Genomic DNA, 19,883 nt, shown 5'->3' with positions numbered 1-19,883 from the left:
TTTCATGAAGCCAGGGCCGCGGGCTTGTGTCTGGTCACCAGTTCCACATGGTTCCGTCTTCGAGACGGGCCACCGGCAGCTGCTTGGGTTCATAGGGGTATTTGGCGGCCAGGGCCTCGTCGATGTCCACCCCATGGCCTGAGGCCTCGCCGGGGGACAGCAAGCCGTCCTCGAAACGGTAGGCGTGCGGGAAGACCGCGTCGGTCTCCGGACTGTGGCGCATATATTCCTGGATGCCGAAATTGGGGACCCAGCTGTCGAAGTGCAGGGCCGCGCCCATGGTCACCGGCGAGAGGTCGGTGGCGCCGTGGCAGCCCGTGCGGATCTGCCAGACCGAGGCGAAGTCGGCGATTCTGCGCAGGTGGGTGATCCCGCCCGCGCCCACGATGGTGGCGCGGATGAAGTCGATCAGCTGCTCCTGGATCAGGTCTTTGCAGTCCCAGATCGTGTTGAAGACTTCTCCGACCGCCAGCGGGGTGGTGGTGTGCTGGCGGATCAGGCGGAACGCCTCCTGGTTCTCGGCGGGGGTCACATCCTCCAGCCAGAACAGGTTATAGGGTTCAAGCGATCGGCCCAGGCGCGCGGCCTCCATCGGGGTGAGCCGGTGGTGGGCGTCGTGCAACAGCTCCACGCCGAAGCCCACCCGCTCGCGCAGGGCGTCGAACAGCTTGGGCGCGTGGTTGAGGTATTTCGAGGTCGACCAGACCGTCTCGGTGGGCAGGGTCGCGTCCGCCGGCTCGTAGTACATCTGGCCGCGACCGACGCCATAGGCCTTGTCGACGCCCGGTATGCCGCTTTGGGCGCGCACAGCCTTGTATCCCAGGCCGACATAGCGCTCGACCTCGTCGACGGTCTCAGCGATGTCGCCGCCATTGGCGTGGCCATAGACCAGCACCCCTTCGCGGCTCTTGCCGCCCAGCATGTCGTACAGCGGCAGGCCGGCCATCTTGGCCTTGATGTCCCACAGGGCCACGTCGACAGCCGCGATGGCCCGCATGGTCACGGGGCCGCGACGCCAGTAGGCGCCGCGATAGAGGAATTGCCAGGTGTCCTCGATCTTTCGGGGATCGCGACCGATCAGAAGCGGGACCACGTGCTCATTGAGATAGGCGACCACCGCCTGCTCGCGGCCGTTGAGCGTCGCGTCGCCGATGCCGTGAACGCCTTGATCGGTGACGATTTTCAGGGTCACGAAATTGCGGCCGGGGCAGGTGACAATGACCTTGGCGTCGACAATCCGCATGGCAGGCGAAATCTCTCTCATGAACCAGCTGCCGAGGTAGCCGACAGCGACGGGATCCCGACTTGGCTAAGACCAAAGAATTGGTTTGTCCAGACTGGACTGACCAATTTTGGGCGATCCATTTTGAGAGGGCGCGCCGAACCGCGACGCCCGATGTCCGCCCTCAGGCGTGATCCGATCCAGCAGGGCCATGGGCGGTGAGCGCCGTGCGATTGCGTCGCCGCGGCAACGGCGGAGGAGGTAGACAAGTTTACATTATAGACTAGTTGATCTAAGACATTCGGCGCTCGGGGTGTGAGACGCCGGATTGGCGAGGAGGATGCGCTATGGTCGCGGCCCACGGATCTGACCGACTGCACGGACTGGATGCGGTGCGGGGCTATGCCCTGCTGCTGGGCATCGTCTACCACGCGACCATGGCCTACCTGCCGGGACAGGGACTCTGGCCCGTGAGCGATCCGCACAGGAGCCTGTTTCTGTCGGGCCTCTTCTTCGTGTCGCACATGTTCCGGATGTCGACCTTCTTTCTGATCGCCGGCTTCTTCGGTCACATGGGGGTGGAAAAGCGCGGCGTGCGCGCCTTCGTGAAGGACCGCGCCAAGCGGATCGCGCTGCCCCTGGTGGTCGGCTGGCCGATCTTGTTGGGCGGGATCATCGCCTCCAGCCTGTTCGGCTATGTGATGACGGTCGGCCACCTTCCGACGACGCAGGAACACGCCGCCCTTGCGGCACACGCCCCTCCAGCCCCGCCGCTGGCCTTTCCGCTGACCCATCTGTGGTTCCTCTATCTGCTGCTCTGGCTCTATGCGGCGACCTTGGGCCTGCGCGCCCTGGTGCTGCGTCTGGACGCCGGCGGCGGGTTCCGCGCCCGCGCCGACGCTGTGGTCGCCGCCGTGGCGGACAGCCCCCTGGCGCCGGTCATCCTGGCGATCCCGGTCATGGCGGCCTTCCTGTTCGGCGGGCCCTGGCGGATGTGGTTCGGCGTGACGACGCCGGACTCCTCCCTGATCCCGAACCTTCATGCGGCCGTGCAGTATTTCACCGCCTTCGGCTTCGGCTGGCTGTTGCATCGACAACCGGCGCTGATCGGCGCCTGGTCGCGGCGCTGGCCCCTGAACCTGGCGCTGGCGGCGGGCCTGACCGCGGCGTGCCTGGGCCTGACCGGGGTGGCCCCCTTCATCGGCCTGGCCCAGCCGGGCGTGAAGACCACAGCCTATGCGGCGGCCTATGCCGTGGCCATGTGGGCCTGGACCGCCGCGGCCATCGGCATGGCCCTGAAGTTTATGGGCGCGGAAAGCCCGGTGCGGCGCTACATCGCCGACTCATCGTACTGGCTGTACCTGATCCACCTGCCCCTGGTGATGGCGCTGCAAGCGACGGTGGTGCGCCTGGACCTGCCCGCAGAGGTGAAGATCGTGATTGTGCTCGGCGCCGCCTTCCCGCTGATGTTCGCCAGCTATCAGCTGATGGTGCGTCACAGCGTCCTCGGCGCCATCCTGAACGGGCGGCGCGCGCCCAGGCTCGCGAAGGCGCGGGGCCAGATGGCCCGGACGGAGGCCCGCTGAATGGATGTCGATAGCGCCCGGGACGACCTTGCCTTCCTCCGCGCCTTGGTGGCGCCGGAGGACAATTGGCAACAGCAGTTCGGCCGCATCTATGCGGCGGCGGGGGGATGCTATTCGGTCCAGATGGCGATGCACATCGGCCAGCTCTTCGGCTTGCTGCCGGGAGAAGGGCCGTGGGCGCAGGTGGTCGGCTGGGTTCCGACCGCGGTCTTCGTCGGCATCCTTCTCTGGGTGGTGCGCCGCGGGCGGGGTGCGCCGGTCGGAACCACTTCAAAGGCCGTGGGCGCCGCGTTCGGGGCGGTGGGCCTTAGCAACCTGGCCCTGTGCCTCAGCTTCGGCTCGGTCGCCCTGCGTCTGCACAGTGAGACGGTGTGGCGTCTCTACCCTTGCGTCGTGATGATCCTGCAGGGTTTGGCCTGGTCGGTGGCCTATATGATGCGCCGCCGCGCCTGGCTTGGGGGGGTGGCGATCGGCTGGTTCGCCACCGGCGTCACCATGGCGGCGTTCGTCACTGATGTGCCCGCCTATGTGGCCGCCGCCACGGTCGGCGTCGTGGGCTTCATGCTGGCGCCAGGGCTCTACCTCATGCGCCAGGCCGGCGCGAGGGCCTGACTTGGCCGGGTCCGCACGCTCTTCCGCATCCGGGATCGGCAGGATCGACGATGTCATCCATGGCCGGTTGCGCCTGGGGGTGATGGCCTATCTCGCGAACGCCGAGGTCGCCGACTTCAATGAGCTGAAGGCGTTGCTGGAGGTCACCCAGGGCAACCTTTCCGTCCAACTGCGCAAGCTGGAGGACGCCGCCTACGTCACGATCGAGAAGGGCTATCTGGGCCGCAAGCCCCGAACCCAGGTGCGCATCACCCCCGCCGGCCGCAAGGCCTTCGCCGCCTATCTGGAAGCCCTGAGCCAGCTGATCGGACCAAAGGCCTAGTCCCGTCGCCCTGCCAACGGGACCAGACTTTCCGGGCGCGCGCACCAGTTCGCGCGCCCCTTCCGCGCTGGCCCAGGTCTTGGAACTGAGCGCGACTCACCAGGTCTCGGATTGAAAACAGAAAGGGCTGACGGTCAGGAGGCCGGCTCTCTTTGGGCAAGGCGCTGGGCCGCCTCGTCCCGCAGCTGTCGCTTGAGAATTTTTCCCGAGGCGATGCGCGGGAGCGGCTCGCCGGAGAAGTGGAAATATCGGGGGATTTCGAACCGCGCCAGGCGCGGCTCGAGGAAGCTCCGCAGCTCCGCCTCGTCGAGGGGCGCGCGGGCATAGATCGTGGCGCCGACCTCCTCGCCGAGGCGGTCGTCGGGCACGCCATAGACGCTGGCCTCGAGGATCTCGGGATGCTCCAGCAGGGCGGCTTCCACCGCCCCGCAGCCTATGTTCTCACCGCCCCGGATCACCAGGTCCTTGATCCGGTCGACGATGTAGACAAAGCCCTCCTCGTCCACATAGGCCACGTCCCCCGTCCGCATCCAGCCGTCGACGAAGGTGTCGGCGTTGGCGTCGGGCCGGTTCCAATAGCCACGCATGATCGAGGCGCCGCGGATTTGCAGCTCACCCCGCGCCATGGGGGGCTGCTCCACCCCGGCCTCGTCGACGATGCGGATGTCCAGCACCCCGGAAACCCGTCCCGAACTGGCCGGGTGGGCCAGATAGTCCGGCCCGGCGATGCTGGTGCCGATGGCGTTGGTCTCGGTCATGCCCCAGCCGGTATTGGGGGCCGCATTGGGGAACGCCGCGTCGATCGCGCGCACCTGCTCGGGCGCCCGCGACGCGCCGCCCCCGCCCACGGCGATCAGCGAGCTCAGGTCGCGGCCCTTACGCCGGGCGATCTCCACCAGGTCTCCGGTCACCGCCGGCGGCGCGTTGAAGCCCGTGATCTTCTCCCGCTCGATGATCTCCACCGCCAGCTCCGGATCCCACCGGTACATGCAGACCAGGCGTCGCTGGGCCCGGAAGCTTTGCAGCAGGCTGACATGCAGGCCCGAGACATGGAACAGCGGGATGGCCAGCAGCGCCGCCGGTTGCAGCCCGCCCGCCACGGGCGCGAACCCCGCCAGCATGCCGGCCTGGGCGTCCAGCTCCCAGGAGAACAGGGCGCTGAGGATGTTCCGATGGGTCGAGACCGCCCCCTTGGGATGGCCGGTCGAGCCCGAGGTGTAGAGCATGATGGCGTCGTCATCCGGCGCGACCTCGCGCATCGGCGGTCCCTCGGGGGGCGGCGTCGCCATCAGTTCGGCATAGGCGCGCACGCCCTCGGCCAGCGGCTTGGTCGGGCGCACCGCGATCACCTGCAGTCCGGCCGGCGGCGCCTCACAGGCGGCCAGTCGGTCCAGCCGCTCCTGGTCGGCCAGCAGCAGCTTGGCGCCGCTGTTGGTCAGCCCGTATTCCATCTCGTGCGGCTGCCACAGGGCGTTCATGGCCACGGCCACGGCGCCCAGGCTGGTCGCCGCCATGAAGCCGAGAATCCATTCTGGATAGTTGCGCATGGAGATCGCGACCCGGTCGCCTTTCTCCACGCCGAAGTCCCGGGCCATCACCGCCGCGAGATGCCGCGACCGCGTCCAGGCCTCGTCGAAGGTCAGGCGCTCATCGTCATAGACGATGAAGGTCAGGTCGCTGCGGCCCTGCTCGAACAGCGTCCCAAGGTTCGCGGGTGCGTTCTTGAACGCCCGAATGCGCCGGCCCAGGGCCTCGATCTCCACCAGCTCATAGGGCTGACCCTCGCCGGTCAGCTGCGCCAAAGCCTCGATCCTGCTCACGCTCGTCATACTGTTCCTTCCCACCCCATTGCGTGCCGCTTCCCCACGCCCTGAGAACCAGGGCGCGGCGATCACCGCGCCCAATTCTCGGTTGGGGAGTCGGTCGGCCGGACCGCGAATAGACGACGCAGATCGGCGGCAGGGCTAGCGGAAATTCGTCGTGCGCTGGATTCGGCGTCCACCGTCAGGCCAGACGACGCCAGGGCTTCGCCGGATGGGAGGAAGCGCGATGGGCTGTTCGTGGAGCCATCTACGCTGCGCGCCATGACGGCTGCGCTCCCGCCAAGTCTTTGAGGCCCGCGCTGAAATCGACGCGCTACACAGCCCCGGAGACAAGTTGCGGCCGAACATGTGGCGGTGCGGCGTGTCTCGGGTCGAGAAATCTCCATAAAAGCAGTATGTTGAGCACATGAAAGTGTTTCGACGGCCGCGTCTCCGACCACAATGATTTTGACGGCGCCTCAGTCGTCGTGAGCGCCACCGCACATGCCGGAGGTGTCGATGGACACCAGCGCAAGCTCCCTTACAGGGGCCATTGAAACTGAATCCCTGACAAAACCTCAGCCTGACATTCTATGATGGGCCCAGCTCGGATGCTGGGAACTCGTTGTGGCGGAAGCGGTCTTTTATCTTGATCCGGCTAGTCCCCAGACCCTGCAGACCCAGCTGCGGCAGCGGATCATCGACGCCATCGTCCTGGGCAATCTCGAGCCCGGGGTGCGGATGCCGCCTTCGCGGCGGCTGTCGCGCGACCTCGATATCGCCCGCAACACCGTGACCCTGGTCTACCAGCAGCTGGTCGCGGACGGCTATCTCACGGGTCGCGAGCGCAGCGGTGTGTTCGTCAGCGACGCTCTCTTCGAGGGGGTCCGACCCGGCCGCGACCGCGCCAGCCGCCCGGTTTCCCCGTCTGCCCCTTGGCGCGCGCGTCTGCAGGCGGTGGTCCGGGTCGATCTCGAGGGCCGGCCGCCACCGAGTTGGGAGCTGAACCCCTATCCCTTTCTCGACGGATCTTATGACGCCTCCCTGTCGCCGGGGGCGGAGTGGCGCGACGCCGTACGTTCGACCCTCCAGGCCCAGGAGCTGGCGGAATGGAGCCAGGACGGCGGCGAGGCTGATGACCCCCGCCTGATCCATGAGATCCGAACCAAGGTCCTTCCGCGCCGGGGGCCGCAGGCAACGAGCGAGGAGGTTCTGGTGGTCGGTGGCCGGCGCGAGGCGTTCAGCCTGCTGGCCCGCGCCTTGGTCGGCCGCGGGACGCCGGTGGCGGTCGAGGAGCCGGGGCCCGCGGATCTGACCCACCTGTTGCGACTGCAGGGCGCGGACATCCTCGCCGTGCCGGTCGACGCCGATGGCATGGTGATCGACGAACGCCTGGATTCCGCCGACCTGGTCTTTGTCACCCCCGCCTGCCAGCTGCCGACTGGCGCGCGATTGTCGTCCGCCCGCTGCAAGGCCCTCCTGGAGCGGGCGGAACAGGCCGATCTGCTCGTGGTGGAATATGACCTCGCCGCGAGCGGCGGCTTCGCCGATCAGGCGGCGCCGGCTCTGCGCAGCATGGATCGCTCGGGGCGGGTGATCTATGTCGCCGATCTCTGCGATGTGCTGAGCCCTGGCCTGCGCCTGGGATTCATCGTCGGCGACGCGGACCTGATCCGCGAACTGCGGCGGCTGCGCACGCTGGTGTCGGTCCGGCCCCGCGCGCCACCCAGCGGACGGCCGCCTTCTTCCTGTCGCTCGGCCACTATGACGCGATCCTGGCCCGTCAGCACCGAATCCTGCGCGAGCGGCTCAACGCCCTGCGTGACGCCTTGAATTATCACTTGCCGCAACTCGTCGCGATTGATCCCCGGGCCAACGGATCGGCGATCTGGGTGGAGGGGCCTCCCGATCTTTCGGCTCGGCAACTCGCCAATGAGGCAGCCAAGCGTGGGGTGCTGATTGAACCCGCCGATCGGTTCTATTCGACATCCACGCGGGCCGAGAACTGCTTCCGCATGGGGGTAACCGGCATCCCCCACGCCAGGATACGCGAGGGAGTCACCGTGCTGGCCGAGGTGGTCCAGAGCCTGACCCAACCAAGGCTGGACCGGCTCGACCCCGCCAGGCCGACCTGGCTGCCGGGCGGGGATCTCGAGGCCCTGATCTCTGGCGCCAAACTGCTTTGCCGCACGGCCTATGGCGATCCTTACGAGGTCGATGTGCTGCCCGACGGGCGGCTGATCGGCAAGGCCGGCTATGCCCATGAGGACTGCGACGTCGGCGCTTGGTGGATGGAGGGAGACTATTGGTGCCGGCGCTGGACCGAGTGGTCCTACGGCGAGACCGCGCGCTTCCTGACCGTAGTCGAAGGCGACCAGATTCGCTGGTACCGCAACGATCACCTGCTGTTCAACCGCGGCATCATCAAGCCATTGGCGGGATTAAGCGATGCAACCGAACCTCTGAATCTGGCCCCATAGATTGGGTCAATCTGGTCCTACGCGAGGCGTCGCTGGACCGTCACTGTCTCTTCACAAGACCGCGTTGAAGGGACTTTCGCATGTCGCATCTCGCCGTCGCCGGTCTGCAGCTTGATCTGCAAGCGGGGGACAATCTGGACAGGATCTCGGACGAGGTCGCTGCGGCCAAGCGGCGTCTGTCCTGGGTTGACCTCGTCCTGATCGGAGAGCTGAGCGCCTATGGACCCTCGGTGGTTTATGCCCAGGATCCGGGCGGCGTCGCCGAGACCCGGCTTCGGGCCATGGCCCGCGACAACCGGGTTTGGCTGGTCGGGGGGTCGATCTTCGAGCGTGTCGATGGCGTGATCTACAACACCTGTCCGGTGATCGATCCCAACGGCGACCTGGTTCTCAAGTACCGCAAGATCTACCCCTTCCGCCCCTATGAGGCTGGGGTGGCCGCAGGCGCCGAGTGCATGGTGTTCGACATTCCCAAGGTCGGCCGGATCGGGGTGTCGATCTGCTATGACATGTGGTTCCCGGAGACGACGCGCACCCTGGCCTGGATGGGCGCGGAGGTGGTCCTGCATCCGGGCATGACCAACACGATCGATCGTGATGTCGAACTGGCCATCGCCCGGGCCAGCGCCGCCCAGAACCAGTGCTATTTCGTCGACGTGAACCTGGCCGGCCATCTCGGCAACGGCCGTTCGGCGGTGTTCGGCCCCGGGGGCGAGGTGATCTACGAGGCTGGCTCGGGTCGCGACATCATCGCCGCGGATCTGGACCTCGACTATGTGCGCCGGGTCCGCGAGCGCGGCTGGCATGGCCTGGGGCAGGTGCTGAAGAGCTATCGCGACGGCCCATCGACCTTCCCGCCCTATCGCGAGGGCGCGCGGTCCGCCGCCCTGGCGGGGCTGGGCCCACTCGAGAAGCCACAGGCCCTGGCGCCGGCGGCGTCGACCAAGACTCAAGATCAGACGGAGGGGTAGATGTTCAGATCCATGTTGATGGCGACGACCGCCGTGTCGTTGTCCCTGATGGCGTCGCAGGCGCTCGCCGAGGCGGCCAAGCAGACGTCGGACGCCACCGTCGCCGAGGTGGTGGTCACCGCCACTCGGCGCGAGGAGCGGGTGCTCGACGTGCCCTACAATATCTCGGCGGTGTCGGGTCAGGCCATCGATCAGGCCAAGGTCCAGAGCGCCGCGGAGCTGTTGCGCACCGTGCCGGGCGTCTCGGTCGTCGATCGCGGCTACCGGAACCAGGGGGTGAGCAACAGCATCCAGATTCGCGGCCTGAACGTCGATAGCGCCATCCTGGGCGACTATGCGATCTCGGCCGTCGCGCCGGTGTCGAGCTATGTCAATGACACGCCGTTGTTCGCCAATTTCGCGCTGAAGGATGTGGATCGCGTGGAGATCCTGCGCGGTCCCCAGGGCACGCTCTACGGCTCCGGCTCGCTCGGCGGCACCATCCGCTACATCCTGCACGCCCCGGAGCTCGGTGAATTCGGCGGCAAGGTGAGCGCCACGGCCTCACATGTCGACGGATCCGGCGGCGTCGGCTGGGCCGGAGATGGGACGATCAATATCCCGTTCGGGGAGAAGGCCGCCCTGCGGATCACCGGCAGCGTCCAGGACTATCCGGGCCTGACCGACTACGTGAACGTCTACAAACTGGATGCGGCGGGCATCCCTGTGGCGCCGTCAGGCGTACTGTCCTCGGCGGCGGTCTATGAGACCAAGAAGGACGCTGACACGGTCAATATCAAGTACGGCCGCGCGGCCCTGCGGGTGAAACCCGCCGACTGGCTGGACATGACGCTCTCCTATGCGCGCCAGTCCGACGACATCGGCGGCCGCCGTCAGGTGACGCGCGGCGTCGATGGCTATGGCCGCGTCTACGGCAAGTACGAAAACGGCTCGGTTCAACTCGAGCCCTCGTCGCGGGAGGTCAGCCTGACCTCGCTGGAAACCACGGTCGACCTGGGCTTTGCGACCCTGACCTCATCGACCTCGTCCTATGACCACCATGGCGACAGCGTCAGCGAGAACACCGGCTATTATGCCCAGAATGGCTGGCTCGGGTTCTACTACAACTTCCCCAGGCCCATGGCCTCGGCGGTCCGCACCTATTCCGACCGGGCTTTCATTGAGGAGATCCGGCTGGTCTCCCAGACCAAGGGCCCGATCGATTACGTGGTGGGCGGCTTCTACGAGAAGCAGAAGCTGGGCGCGACCCAGGCCAGCTATCTGCGCGGCTTCAAGCGCTGGTGGGACGCCGCCTATCCTGCCTTCAAGGCCGAAGTGCAGTCGGATCAGGACTTCGCCTATGACCGCCACGAGGATTTCACCGACAAGGCCCTGTTCGGCGAATTGACCTATCACGTCACGGACCGGCTGCAGGTGACGGGAGGAGTGCGCTGGTTCGACAACCAGTCCAAGAGCCACACCTTCATGGACGTGCCGGTCTACACCTCGCTATCGTCGCCGACCAATGCAAGCTTCCAGAAGTCGGACAGCAAGGCGCTCTACAAGGCCAATGTCTCCTGGAAATTCGGCGAACGGGGCCTGGCCTATGCGACGGTGTCGGAGGGCTACCGGCGCGGCGGCGCCAACGCGGTGCCGACCATCGGCCGCTACGCCGAGGACGCCCGCTGGCAACAATATGGACCAGACAGGGTGGTGAACTACGAGGCCGGTCTGAAGGGGATCCGCTACGGGATTACCTATAATGCGGCCCTGTTCTACGTCGACTGGAAGGACATCCAGATCAACACCGTCACGCCAAACTGGGGCTTCTTCGTCGCCCAGAACGGCGGCGCGGCGCGCTCGCAGGGGCTGGAAGCTCAGATCGACGGGTGGCTGGAGGGCGTACACTATAGCCTGGGCTACACCTATACGGACGCCAAGCTGACCGAGAACGCCTATCCCCCGACTGGCGGAACCCGGCCCGTGGCGCTGAAGGGCGCCCGTCTGCCCGGCACGGCCGAGCATGCGGTGACGTTCGCCCTCGACCACTCCATGACGCTGTCCAACGGGGTGATGCTGACCGGGCGGCTGAATGGCTACTACCAGTCGGCCACCCGCAATGCGGTGACCACCTCGACGCGACTGAATGTCGGTCTGCCGCCGTTCCAGATCTGGAACGCCTCAGCCACCGCGACTTTCGACACCTGGTCTGCGACCGTCTTCGTAAAGAACATCTTCAACGCCGACGGGGTGACCGGCCGCTTCACTCAGAGCTACATGGGGACCGACCCCGCCGACGGCTATTATGGCAACGGCGCCAAGGACCTCATCACCCTGCCGCGCACCGTCGGCCTCACCCTCGACCATCCGTTCTAAGGTCATGACCGCACCGGGCGCCCCACGATCGGTCAGTCATGCCGCGCCCGGCGACGGACGCGGGGGGCTGGAGGCCGTGCGGGCGCTCGTCAATGTTGGGCGCAGGGGCGAGGCGAACGCCGAGCTCCTCGCCCTGGAGCCTGGGTTGCAGGGCGACGCCCGGGGGCTTCAAGCGGCCGGCGAGGTGTTCCTGGCCAACGCCCGCTTCGACGACGCGCTGAGGTGTTACCGGCGGGCGGCGGACCTGGCGCCAAGGGATCCCGGCGTGCTCTACAATCTGGCCTCGGTGCTGGTGGCGTGCGGTGATCTCGTCGGCGCCGAACACGCCTATGATCAGGTGGTGGCCCTGGATCCATTGGACGGCGACGCCTGCTACAATCGCGCGACCCTGCGCAAATGGGGCACGGTCGACAATCACATCGACCAAATGACGGCGGCCGTGGCCCGCGTCCGCCAGCCGGGCGCCGAGGCCGCGCTTTGCTACGCGCTCGCCAAGGAATACGAGGACTTGGGCGACGCTTCCGCCGCCTGGACCTGGCTGGCGCGTGGCGCCGCTCGGCGGCGCAGCCTGCTGAGCTACAAGGTCGAGGCCGATCTGGCGACCATGACCCAGATCGCTCAGGTGTTCGATGCGCCGACCACGGCGTGCGCGGCGACCCGCCCCGCGTCCGCAGGGCCCGTCTTCGTCCTGGGGCTTCCCCGCAGCGGCACGACCCTGGTCGACCGCATCCTCAGCGCCCACAGCCAGGTGGAGAGCCTAGGCGAGATCAGCGACTTCGCCCTGTCCCTGGTGCGCACCGTGGGCCCGGCGGTGGACAAGGGCGACATGGTCGCGCGTTCTGGACGCATGGATTTCGAGCGCCTGGGCCAGGCCTATCGCGACAGCCTCACCGCCTATGGCCGCGCCGCGCCGATGGTCATCGATAAGACCCCAGCCAACTACCTCTATATCGGCCTGATCGCGCTCAGCCTGCCGGAGGCGCGGATCGTCCATGTCCGTCGCGATCCGATGGACAATGGCTACGCCCTCTTCAAGACCCTGTTCCGCACGGGCTGCCCCTATTCCTACAGCCAGGCGGACCTCGGCCAGTATATCGGTGCCTATCACCGGCTGATGGCTCACTGGCGCGACGTGCTCCGGGGGCGGATGGTCGAGATCGACTATGAAGCCCTCGTTGAGGATCAGGCTGGCGAAAGCCGCCGACTGGTCGAGGTCTTGGGCCTCACCTGGGAGCCGGCCTGTCTGGACTTTCACGCCAATCCGGCGCCCGCGGCCACGGCCAGCGCGGCCCAGGTCCGGCGACCGATCTATCGGGACTCACTGTCGCTCTGGCGCCGCTACGAGGCGGAGCTCGCGCCCCTGGCCCAGAGCCTAAAGGCGCAAGGCGTCGCGTGATGGGCCGGCTCATTCTGATCTTGGCCGCGCTCGCAATTGGCGGACCGGCGGAGGCCGAGCGCCTGCCCATGGCGGCCTTCACGCCTCCCGCCGGCGCGCATGCGCCGGCCCGTCCTTTTGAGGGCCGACTGATCTTGACCTTTGGCCCGCGGCCACAAGGCGTGAAGGTCCTGCGTGACGATGATCCGCCGCCGGACCCTGACCCGCGCCTGGCCTGGCCCGCATTGGCCCTGAACGTGATGGACGATGGCGGGCGGCTGATCGTCGAGGTTCCTCCCGGCGGAGGATCAAAGTCCTGGGATTGGTCGGCGGGACCCGGGCGGGTCTGGGCGGCGGCTGGAGGCGACGTCGCCGTCCTGCCGGTCGCCCTGCGCGAGGCCAACGCCAACTGCGTTCACAATGGGCTGCTGCGCCTGACCTTGAGCGCCACAGGCGTGGCCAACGCCCAGCTGCGCATCGGCGCGGAGACTTGCCTCTATGCCAAGTTCGATGCCTGGGCGGCGCCCAGGGTGGAGTTCATCGCCGGAGCCCCGGCGGATCGCGACCTTCGGGTCGCCCGCGACCGGGAGCTTCGGGCGAACCAGGCGCCGGTCCAACCCCTGGTCGCTCTGGCCGCGAGGTATCCGGGTGTGAACCTTGCCGCCCTGGCCCGGGCCTCTGGCGACGATCAGGCGGTCTATGGGATGGTGGCGGACGGCGTGAATTACGCCGGGCCCTGTCCGACCCGGTTCGGCGTCGATCCCTTCTGCGAGGGCCGGCTACTGCCCTCCTATTCTCTGGCCAAGACGCTGGTCGGCGGGCTGGGGCTGATGCGGCTGGAGCGGGAGCGTCCGGGCACGTCGCGCCGGTCGGTGGCGAACCTCGTTCCGGACTGTCAGGCGCCTTATCCCTGGGCCGAGGTCACCGCCCTCGATCTGCTCGATATGACCACAGGGCGCTACGGCTCCGACGCCTATGAGGCGGACGAGGATGCGAGCGACATGGCGGCCTTCTTCGCATCGGAAACCCGCGCCGAGAAGCTGGCCTATGCCTGTGGCCACTATCCGCGCCGGACGGCGCCCGGTGGGACCTGGGTCTACCACACTACCGACAGCTACCTGCTGGGCGAGGCCTTGCGCGGAGCGGCAGGCGCCGATCCCTACGACGCCGTGCTGCGGCCGATCTGGCGGGATCTGGGACTGAGCCCGGCTCTCGACGAGACCCGGCGCACCCTCGACGCCGCGCGCCAGCCCCTCACGGGCTGGGGTCTGTTCCTGCGACCCGACGACGCCGCGCGCCTCGGCCTGTTTCTGTCGCCGACCAATCGCGCCCGCCAGGACGAACTCTTCGACCCGAAGTTGATGGACGAGGCGCTGCAGAGGTCCGACGCGGGCGCCCGCCGGTTCGCCGCGGCTGCGCTACGTCCACGGTGTCTGGGCGCGAAACATCGCCGACCTGATCGGCTGCGCGCGGCCGGTTTGGACGCCGTTCCTGTCCGGCTACGGCGGGATCTCCATCGTCCTGTTCCCCAATGGCGTGGTCTTCTATGCATTTGGAGACGAGGGTCGCTTCGACTGGGGCCCCGCCGCCGGCGCCGCCAACGCCGTGAAAGCCCTGTGTCATGACTGATGTCTCCCCTCGGGCCCCCGGTCTGCCGAAGGCGGCGCCTGACGGCCTGATCGCCGCCGTGCTGCTCTCCTTCATGGCTACGGCCGGACTGTTCTATGTGAACATCATGCCGGCCCTGGTCAGCGGCCTGCAGGATGGGCTGGGATTCACGGCCAGGGCCGCGGGTCTGGTCGCGGCGATGAATGTCTATGGCGCTGCGGCCGGCGCCTTCGCCGCCGTGTTCGTGGTTGACCGGATCGCCTGGAAGCCGGCGGCGCTGGGGCTGCTGTTCGCCCTGATCGCCACGGATCTGGTCTCCACCGAGCTGACGGTGGCGCCGGTGTTGATGGCGGTGCGGTTCGGCCATGGCCTGATCGGCGGCTTCCTGGTGGGGATCTCGTTCGCGGTGATCGCCAGGACCAAGGCGCCAGACCGGACCTTCGGCATGCTTCTGGTGGTTCAGTTCGGCCTGGGTGGCGTCGGGTTGCTGTTCCTGCCGGGCCTTGTGCCAAAGTTCGGCACCCCGGTGCTGTTTCTCGCCCTGGCTGCTTTCAGCGCGACCGCGGCGCTGATGCTGCCCTTTCTCTCCGCCTATCCGGCGCGCAGCCGATCGCCGGAGGCGGTCGCTGCGCGCGGCCTGGTGCGCTGGGCGCCCCTGGCCGCGGCGCTTGTGGCGGTGTTCATGTTCCAGGCGGCGAACATGGCTCTGTCGGCCTTCGTCATCGATCTGGGCCGCGCCTATGGCCTGGCCCAGCCTTTCATCAGCGCCACCCTGGCCACCGCGAACTGGATCGGCGCCCTGGGTTCGGTGCTGGTGGTGATGATCGGGCTGCGCTTCGGGCGCCTGAAGCCGATCGCGTATGGCGCGGTGCTGACGGTGCTGGGCGCATTGGCCTTCCTGCGCAGCGACCTGGCATGGATGTATGTGGTCGCCAACATCGTGACCTCGGTCGTCTGGGCCTTTGTCATCCCTTATCTGCTCGGTCTGTGCGCCGCCTTCGACCCCGGCGGACGGATCGCGACCCTGGCCGGCTTCTTCTCCAAGCTGGGCCTGGCCTCGGGTCCGGCGCTCGGCGCGGTGCTTCTGCAAGAGACCCACTTCCCGCGCCTCGTGACCCTCGCGGTCACCGGTCTTTGCCTGTCCGCGGCCTTCGCCTTGGTCCCGGCCCAGACCCTTGATCGTTCTTCCTGATTTTCAACCTGACGAGAGTTTCCGACATGTCCGCAAACGCAGCCCTTCAGGCCCGGCGCGTGGCCGCCGTGCCGCGTGGCGTGGCCACCGCGACCGCGATCTTCGCCGCCCGGGGCGAGAACAGCGAACTCTGGGACGCCGACGGCCGCCGCTATATCGACTTTGGCGGCGGCATCGCGGTGCTCAACACCGGCCACCGCCATCCCAAGGTCATGGCCGCCGTCGCCGCTCAGCTGGAGCGCTACACGCATACGGCGTTCCAGGTCACCGCATACGAGCCCTATATCGAGCTGGCGGAGCGGCTGAACGCGCTCGCTCCCATCGACGGTCCCGCCAAGACCATCCTGTTCACCACCGGCGCCGAGGCCGTCGAAAACGCAGTGAAGATCGCTCGAGCCGCCACGGGCCGCTCGGCGGTGATCGCCTTCACCGGAGGCTTCCATGGTCGGACCATGCTCACCATGGGCCTGACCGGCAAGACCGTGCCCTACAAGCACAGGTTCGGCCCCATGCCGGCGGAGATCTATCACGCGCCGTTTCCGATCCCGCACTATGGAGTCAGTGAAGAGGACAGCCTGCGGGCGCTGGACTTCATCTTCCGCGCGGATGTCGAGCCGGAGCGGGTGGCGGCGATCATCCTGGAGCCCGTTCAGGGGGAGGGCGGCTTCCATGCCGCCACGCCGAGCTTCATGCAGGCGCTGCGCGACCTCTGCGACCGCTGGGGGATTCTCCTGATCGCCGACGAGGTCCAGTCCGGATTTGGCCGGACCGGCAAGATGTTCGGGATCGAGCACACCGGCGTAAAGCCCGACCTGATTACCGTCGCCAAGTCCCTCGCGGGCGGCTTTCCGCTGTCCGGCGTGGTCGGCCGCGCCGAGATCATGGACGCCGCCGAGCCTGGCGGCCTGGGCGGCACCTATGCGGGTTCCCCAGTCGCCTGCGCCGCGGCCCTGGCCGTGCTCGACGTCATCGCCGAGGAAGGGCTGCTGGCCCGCGCCGAGTCCTTGGGAGCCCGCACCCGCGCCCGGCTCGCCGGTTTCGAGGCGCGCAACGACCTGCGTCCGATCGCCGGCCTGCGTGGACCGGGCGCCATGATCGCTTTCGACCTGGTGACGTCCCGCGGATCGCGCGATCCGGATGGCGCGGCGGCCAAGCTGGTGACAGCCAAGGCTCTGGAGCGCGGGCTGATCCTATTGTCCTGCGGCATTCATGGGGAGACGATCCGACTGCTCTTCCCACTGACGATCTCCGAATCATTTCTGGACGAAGGCCTCGACCGCCTCGAAGACGCGCTGAGGATCGCGGCATGACCCAGATCGCCGACACCACCGCCGAACAGACCCGCCTGGCCCTTAAGCGGCCCGACCTGCTGCGGGAGGCCGCCTATATCGGCGGGGCCTGGGTGAGCGGTCCCGAGCTGGTCGAGGTGAGGAACCCGGCCACCGGGCGGGTGCTGGCCCATATCCCCAACCTCGGCGCCGAAGCGACGCTCCAGGCGGTGACCGCCGCGACGGCGGCGCAGGGCGAGTGGGCGGCGCGGTCGGCCAAGGCGCGGGCCCAGGTGCTGCGCAAGTGGTTCGACCTGATGATGGCGCACCAGGAGGATCTCGCCCGGCTGATGACCGCCGAGCAGGGCAAACCCTTGAGCGAGTCGCGCGGGGAGATCGCCTATGCGGCGGCCTTCCTCGAATGGTTCGGGGAGGAGGCCAAGCGGGCCTATGGCGACGTGATCCCCGGCCACCAGGACGACCGCCGGATCATCACCCTGAAGCAGCCGGTGGGGGTGGTGGCCGCCGTGACGCCGTGGAACTTCCCCGCCGCCATGATCACCCGCAAGGTCGGCCCCGCCTTGGCGGCCGGCTGCTCGGTGGTGCTGAAGCCCTCGGAGCTGACTCCGCTCTCGGCCCTGGCGCTCGCCCTGCTGGGCGAGGAGGCGGGCGTGCCCAAGGGGATATTCAACATCGTCACCGGCGAGGCCGCGCCGATCGGCGAGGTGCTGACCACCGATCCGCGCATCGCCAAGTTCACCTTCACCGGCTCCACCGCGGTGGGAAAGTTGCTGGCGGCCAGGTGCATGGACACGGTCAAGCGGGTGTCGCTGGAGCTCGGCGGCAACGCGCCCTTCATCGTCTTCGCCGACGCCGACCTGGACGCGGCGGTCGAGGGGGCCATGGCGTCCAAGTTCCGCAACGCCGGCCAGACCTGTGTCTGCGCCAACCGGTTCTATGTGGAGGCCTCGATCGCCGCAGAGTTCGTCGAGCGGTTGGCCAAGCGGGCGGCGGGTTTAAGGATCGGCGACGGCCTGGCGGGCGAGACCGATCAGGGGCCGCTGATCGACGCGCGCGCGGTCGCCAAGGCCCGCCGTCATGTGGAGGACGCCCTGGCCGGCGGGGCCCGGCTGCTGACCGGCGGCGCCGCGGTGGAGGGCGAAGGGACCTATTTCGCGCCGACGGTGCTGGCCGACGTCGCGCCCGACGCCCTGCTGACCCGCGAGGAGACCTTCGGCCCCGTGGCGGGGATCACCGCCTTCGCGCACGAGGCCGAGGCGATCGCGCTGGCCAATTCCACCGCGCGGGCCTGGCCTCCTATCTCTACACCGCCGACCTCAAGCGGGCCTGGCGGGTCAGCGAGGCGATCCAGTCGGGCATGGTGGGGCTGAACACCGGCCTGATCTCCACCGAGGTCGCGCCATTTGGCGGGGTTAAGGAATCCGGCCTGGGCCGCGAGGGCTCGCGCTACGGCCTGGACGAATACCTGTCGATCAAGGCCGTCTGCCTGGCGGTGGATTAACAATCGCGGCGGGTGCAGGCTGTCTCGGGGGTCTGGCCGAGCTACTCGACCACGATCCGGGAGAGACTGGTCGGGGCGACTGCGTGGCGGCCCGGGAGGGACTCGAACCCCCGACCTTCGCTTTAGGAAAGCGCTGCTCTATCCTGCTGAGCTACCGGGCCACGCGGGGCGGTGATAGCGCAACGCCGCGGGGCTTGGAACCAGGGGCTTTAGGGGAATGTCGATGGGGCTCTTGCGGCCGTTCAAGGTGTTGTACGTCCAGGTGCTGATCGGCATCGCGCTCGGCGTACTGGTCGGGGCCCTGTGGCCTCAGGTCGGCGTGGCGCTGAAGCCGCTGGGCGACGGTTTCGTCAAGCTGATCAAGATGGCCATCGCCCCGGTGATCTTCTGCACCATTGCCGGCGGCATCGCCCGGATGAGCGACATCAAGGCCTTCGGCCGGCTGGGCGCCAAGACCCTGCTCTATTTCGAAGTGGTCTCGACCTTCGCCTTGGCGCTCGGCCTGCTGGTCGGCCGCACCGTCCAGCCGGGCCGCGGCTTCAATGTCGATCCGGCCAGCCTCGACCCGCATATCGCCGCTTCCTACCTGGCCAAGGCCAAGGCCGCGCCCGGGGTCGCCGAATATCTGCTGGCCCTGATCCCCGACACCTTCTTCGGCGCCTTCGCCGAAGGGGCCCTGCTGCAGGTGCTGGTGATCGCGGTGATCACCGGCTTCGCCTGCAGCCGGATGGGCGAGTTCGGCCACAAGGTCTCCGATTTTCTGGACCAGGCCTCGAAGCTGTTCTTCGGGATCATCGCGGTGGTGGTGCGCCTGGCGCCCATCGGCGCCTTCGGGGCCATGGGCTTCACCATCGGCAAGTACGGCGTGGCCGCCCTGGTGAAGCTCGCCGCCCTGGTCGCGACCTTCTACGCGACCTCGATCCTGTTCGTGGTGGTGGTGCTGGGGATCATCGCCGCGCTGGCCGGCTTCTCGATCTTCAAGTTCCTGGCCTATATCCGCGAGGAGCTGCTGATCGTGCTGGGCACCTCGTCCTCCGAGTCCGTACTTCCGCAGATGATCGAGAAGCTGCAGCGGCTGGGCGCCGGCAAGTCGACCGCGGGCCTGGTGATCCCCGCCGGCTACAGCTTCAATCTCGACGGCACCAATATCTATATGACGCTGGCCACCCTGTTCCTGGCCCAGGCGACCAACACCCCCATCACCCTGACCCAGGAGCTGACACTGCTGGCCGTGGCCATGCTCACCTCCAAGGGCGCCAGCGGCGTGACCGGGGCCGGCTTCATCACGCTCGCCGCTACCCTGGCCGTGGTTCCCAACATCCCGATCGCCGCCCTCGCCCTGCTGGTCGGGGTCGACCGGTTCATGAGCGAGTGCCGGGCCCTCACCAACCTGGTCGGCAACGGGGTCGCCACCCTGGTGATCGCTCGCTGGGACAAGGACCTGGATCGCGAGACCCTGGCGCGCGAGCTGGCGCGCGGGCCGACGGCGGCCCCTGCGGCGCCCGCTGCCGGCTAGGACTCGCCTTTACGGCGACGCTTGGTCAGGATTGGCAACCATGAATTGATCT

General features: G+C 67.7%; 14 protein-coding genes, 1 tRNA gene and 1 pseudogene. 13 read left to right on the top strand and 3 right to left on the bottom strand.

Annotation, left to right across the window (positions count from 1 at the left end):
- Window positions 1–34 precede the first annotated feature (34 nt).
- Window positions 35–1,243 carry a D-mannonate dehydratase ManD gene (gene manD / locus MQH10_RS01640; RefSeq protein WP_242562328.1) on the bottom strand — a complete coding sequence of 403 codons (1,209 nt, stop codon included), beginning with the start codon at window positions 1,241–1,243 and terminating at the stop codon, window positions 35–37.
- 326 nt (window positions 1,244–1,569) lie between these two features.
- On the opposite strand from manD, the gene MQH10_RS01635 reads away from it, so the two are divergent.
- From MQH10_RS01635 to MQH10_RS01625, 3 genes are read left to right on the top strand one after another with little or no spacing between them, the layout of a single operon-like run.
- The gene (locus MQH10_RS01635; protein WP_242562327.1) at window positions 1,570–2,808 is read left to right on the top strand and encodes an acyltransferase family protein; all 1,239 of its coding nucleotides are present in this window, start codon (window positions 1,570–1,572) and stop codon (window positions 2,806–2,808) included.
- Window positions 2,809–3,420, top strand: coding sequence for a hypothetical protein (locus tag MQH10_RS01630; RefSeq protein ID WP_242562326.1), 612 nt, complete (start codon window positions 2,809–2,811; stop codon window positions 3,418–3,420). It abuts the gene before it with no gap.
- Window positions 3,421–3,454: 34 nt separating this feature from the next.
- Window positions 3,455–3,742 (top strand): winged helix-turn-helix domain-containing protein, encoded by a 288-nt coding sequence (locus MQH10_RS01625; RefSeq protein ID WP_242562372.1) that lies wholly within the window; start codon window positions 3,455–3,457, stop codon window positions 3,740–3,742.
- Window positions 3,743–3,876: 134 nt separating this feature from the next.
- Here MQH10_RS01625 and MQH10_RS01620 read toward each other — a convergent pair whose 3' ends face one another.
- A complete protein-coding gene (locus MQH10_RS01620; protein ID WP_242562325.1) occupies window positions 3,877–5,571 on the bottom strand; it encodes a class I adenylate-forming enzyme family protein in 1,695 nt (564 codons plus the stop codon).
- Between the two features lie 600 nt (window positions 5,572–6,171).
- On the opposite strand from MQH10_RS01620, the gene MQH10_RS01615 reads away from it, so the two are divergent.
- The 9 genes and pseudogenes from MQH10_RS01615 to MQH10_RS01575 all read left to right on the top strand — a co-directional run bounded on the left by MQH10_RS01615 (window position 6,172) and on the right by MQH10_RS01575 (window position 18,315).
- On the top strand, window positions 6,172–7,377 hold the full coding sequence (locus MQH10_RS01615) for an aminotransferase-like domain-containing protein (RefSeq protein ID WP_242562324.1): 1,206 nt from the start codon (window positions 6,172–6,174) through the stop codon (window positions 7,375–7,377).
- 8 nt (window positions 7,378–7,385) lie between these two features.
- Window positions 7,386–8,024 carry a hypothetical protein gene (locus tag MQH10_RS01610; protein WP_242562323.1) on the top strand — a complete coding sequence of 213 codons (639 nt, stop codon included), beginning with the start codon at window positions 7,386–7,388 and terminating at the stop codon, window positions 8,022–8,024.
- 80 nt (window positions 8,025–8,104) lie between these two features.
- The gene (locus MQH10_RS01605; protein WP_242562322.1) at window positions 8,105–8,995 is read left to right on the top strand and encodes a carbon-nitrogen hydrolase family protein; all 891 of its coding nucleotides are present in this window, start codon (window positions 8,105–8,107) and stop codon (window positions 8,993–8,995) included.
- Window positions 8,996–11,350, top strand: coding sequence for a TonB-dependent receptor (locus tag MQH10_RS01600; protein WP_242562321.1), 2,355 nt, complete (start codon window positions 8,996–8,998; stop codon window positions 11,348–11,350).
- Between the two features lie 4 nt (window positions 11,351–11,354).
- Entirely contained in the window at window positions 11,355–12,746 is a 1,392-nt protein-coding gene (locus tag MQH10_RS01595) for a tetratricopeptide repeat-containing sulfotransferase family protein (RefSeq protein WP_242562320.1), read from the top strand.
- Complete coding sequence (locus MQH10_RS01590) at window positions 12,746–14,350, top strand: beta-lactamase family protein (RefSeq protein ID WP_242562319.1); 1,605 nt, start codon at window positions 12,746–12,748, stop codon at window positions 14,348–14,350. Before MQH10_RS01595 ends, MQH10_RS01590 begins: the two co-directional genes overlap by 1 nt.
- On the top strand, window positions 14,347–15,525 hold the full coding sequence (locus tag MQH10_RS01585) for an MFS transporter (RefSeq protein ID WP_242562318.1): 1,179 nt from the start codon (window positions 14,347–14,349) through the stop codon (window positions 15,523–15,525). The genes MQH10_RS01590 and MQH10_RS01585 overlap by 4 nt, the downstream gene beginning before the upstream one ends.
- A gap of 26 nt (window positions 15,526–15,551) precedes the next feature.
- On the top strand, window positions 15,552–16,835 hold the full coding sequence (gene gabT / locus MQH10_RS01580; protein WP_242562317.1) for a 4-aminobutyrate--2-oxoglutarate transaminase: 1,284 nt from the start codon (window positions 15,552–15,554) through the stop codon (window positions 16,833–16,835).
- Window positions 16,832–18,315 (top strand): annotated as a pseudogene (locus tag MQH10_RS01575) (NAD-dependent succinate-semialdehyde dehydrogenase). Before gabT ends, MQH10_RS01575 begins: the two are co-directional and overlap by 4 nt.
- An 84-nt stretch (window positions 18,316–18,399) precedes the next feature.
- Here MQH10_RS01575 and MQH10_RS01570 read toward each other — a convergent pair.
- Window positions 18,400–18,476: transfer RNA gene (locus tag MQH10_RS01570), tRNA-Arg, on the bottom strand.
- A gap of 62 nt (window positions 18,477–18,538) precedes the next feature.
- Here MQH10_RS01570 and MQH10_RS01565 point away from each other — a divergent pair.
- Window positions 18,539–19,831, top strand: coding sequence for a dicarboxylate/amino acid:cation symporter (locus MQH10_RS01565; protein WP_242562316.1), 1,293 nt, complete (start codon window positions 18,539–18,541; stop codon window positions 19,829–19,831).
- Window positions 19,832–19,883: the final 52 nt, after the last annotated feature.

The organism is Phenylobacterium aquaticum (assembly GCF_022695515.1).
Taxonomy (GTDB): domain Bacteria; phylum Pseudomonadota; class Alphaproteobacteria; order Caulobacterales; family Caulobacteraceae; genus Phenylobacterium; species Phenylobacterium aquaticum.
The sequence above is the reverse complement of the archived record's forward strand: the minus strand, read 5'-3'. Positions and strand labels throughout refer to the sequence as shown.

What these genes read in the sequence shown, in the direction of transcription:
- MQH10_RS01600 (WP_242562321.1), top strand. Translation starts at nt 8,996, where the DNA reads ATGTTCAGATCCATGTTGATGGCGACGACCGCCGTGTCGTTGTCCCTG.
- MQH10_RS01565 (WP_242562316.1), top strand. Translation starts at nt 18,539, where the DNA reads ATGGGGCTCTTGCGGCCGTTCAAGGTGTTGTACGTCCAGGTGCTGATC.
- manD (WP_242562328.1), bottom strand. Translation starts at nt 1,243, where the DNA reads ATGCGGATTGTCGACGCCAAGGTCATTGTCACCTGCCCCGGCCGCAAT.
- MQH10_RS01585 (WP_242562318.1), top strand. Translation starts at nt 14,347, where the DNA reads ATGACTGATGTCTCCCCTCGGGCCCCCGGTCTGCCGAAGGCGGCGCCT.
- MQH10_RS01605 (WP_242562322.1), top strand. Translation starts at nt 8,105, where the DNA reads ATGTCGCATCTCGCCGTCGCCGGTCTGCAGCTTGATCTGCAAGCGGGG.
- MQH10_RS01620 (WP_242562325.1), bottom strand. Translation starts at nt 5,571, where the DNA reads ATGACGAGCGTGAGCAGGATCGAGGCTTTGGCGCAGCTGACCGGCGAG.
- gabT (WP_242562317.1), top strand. Translation starts at nt 15,552, where the DNA reads ATGTCCGCAAACGCAGCCCTTCAGGCCCGGCGCGTGGCCGCCGTGCCG.
- MQH10_RS01635 (WP_242562327.1), top strand. Translation starts at nt 1,570, where the DNA reads ATGGTCGCGGCCCACGGATCTGACCGACTGCACGGACTGGATGCGGTG.
- MQH10_RS01595 (WP_242562320.1), top strand. Translation starts at nt 11,355, where the DNA reads ATGACCGCACCGGGCGCCCCACGATCGGTCAGTCATGCCGCGCCCGGC.
- MQH10_RS01590 (WP_242562319.1), top strand. Translation starts at nt 12,746, where the DNA reads ATGGGCCGGCTCATTCTGATCTTGGCCGCGCTCGCAATTGGCGGACCG.
- MQH10_RS01630 (WP_242562326.1), top strand. Translation starts at nt 2,809, where the DNA reads ATGGATGTCGATAGCGCCCGGGACGACCTTGCCTTCCTCCGCGCCTTG.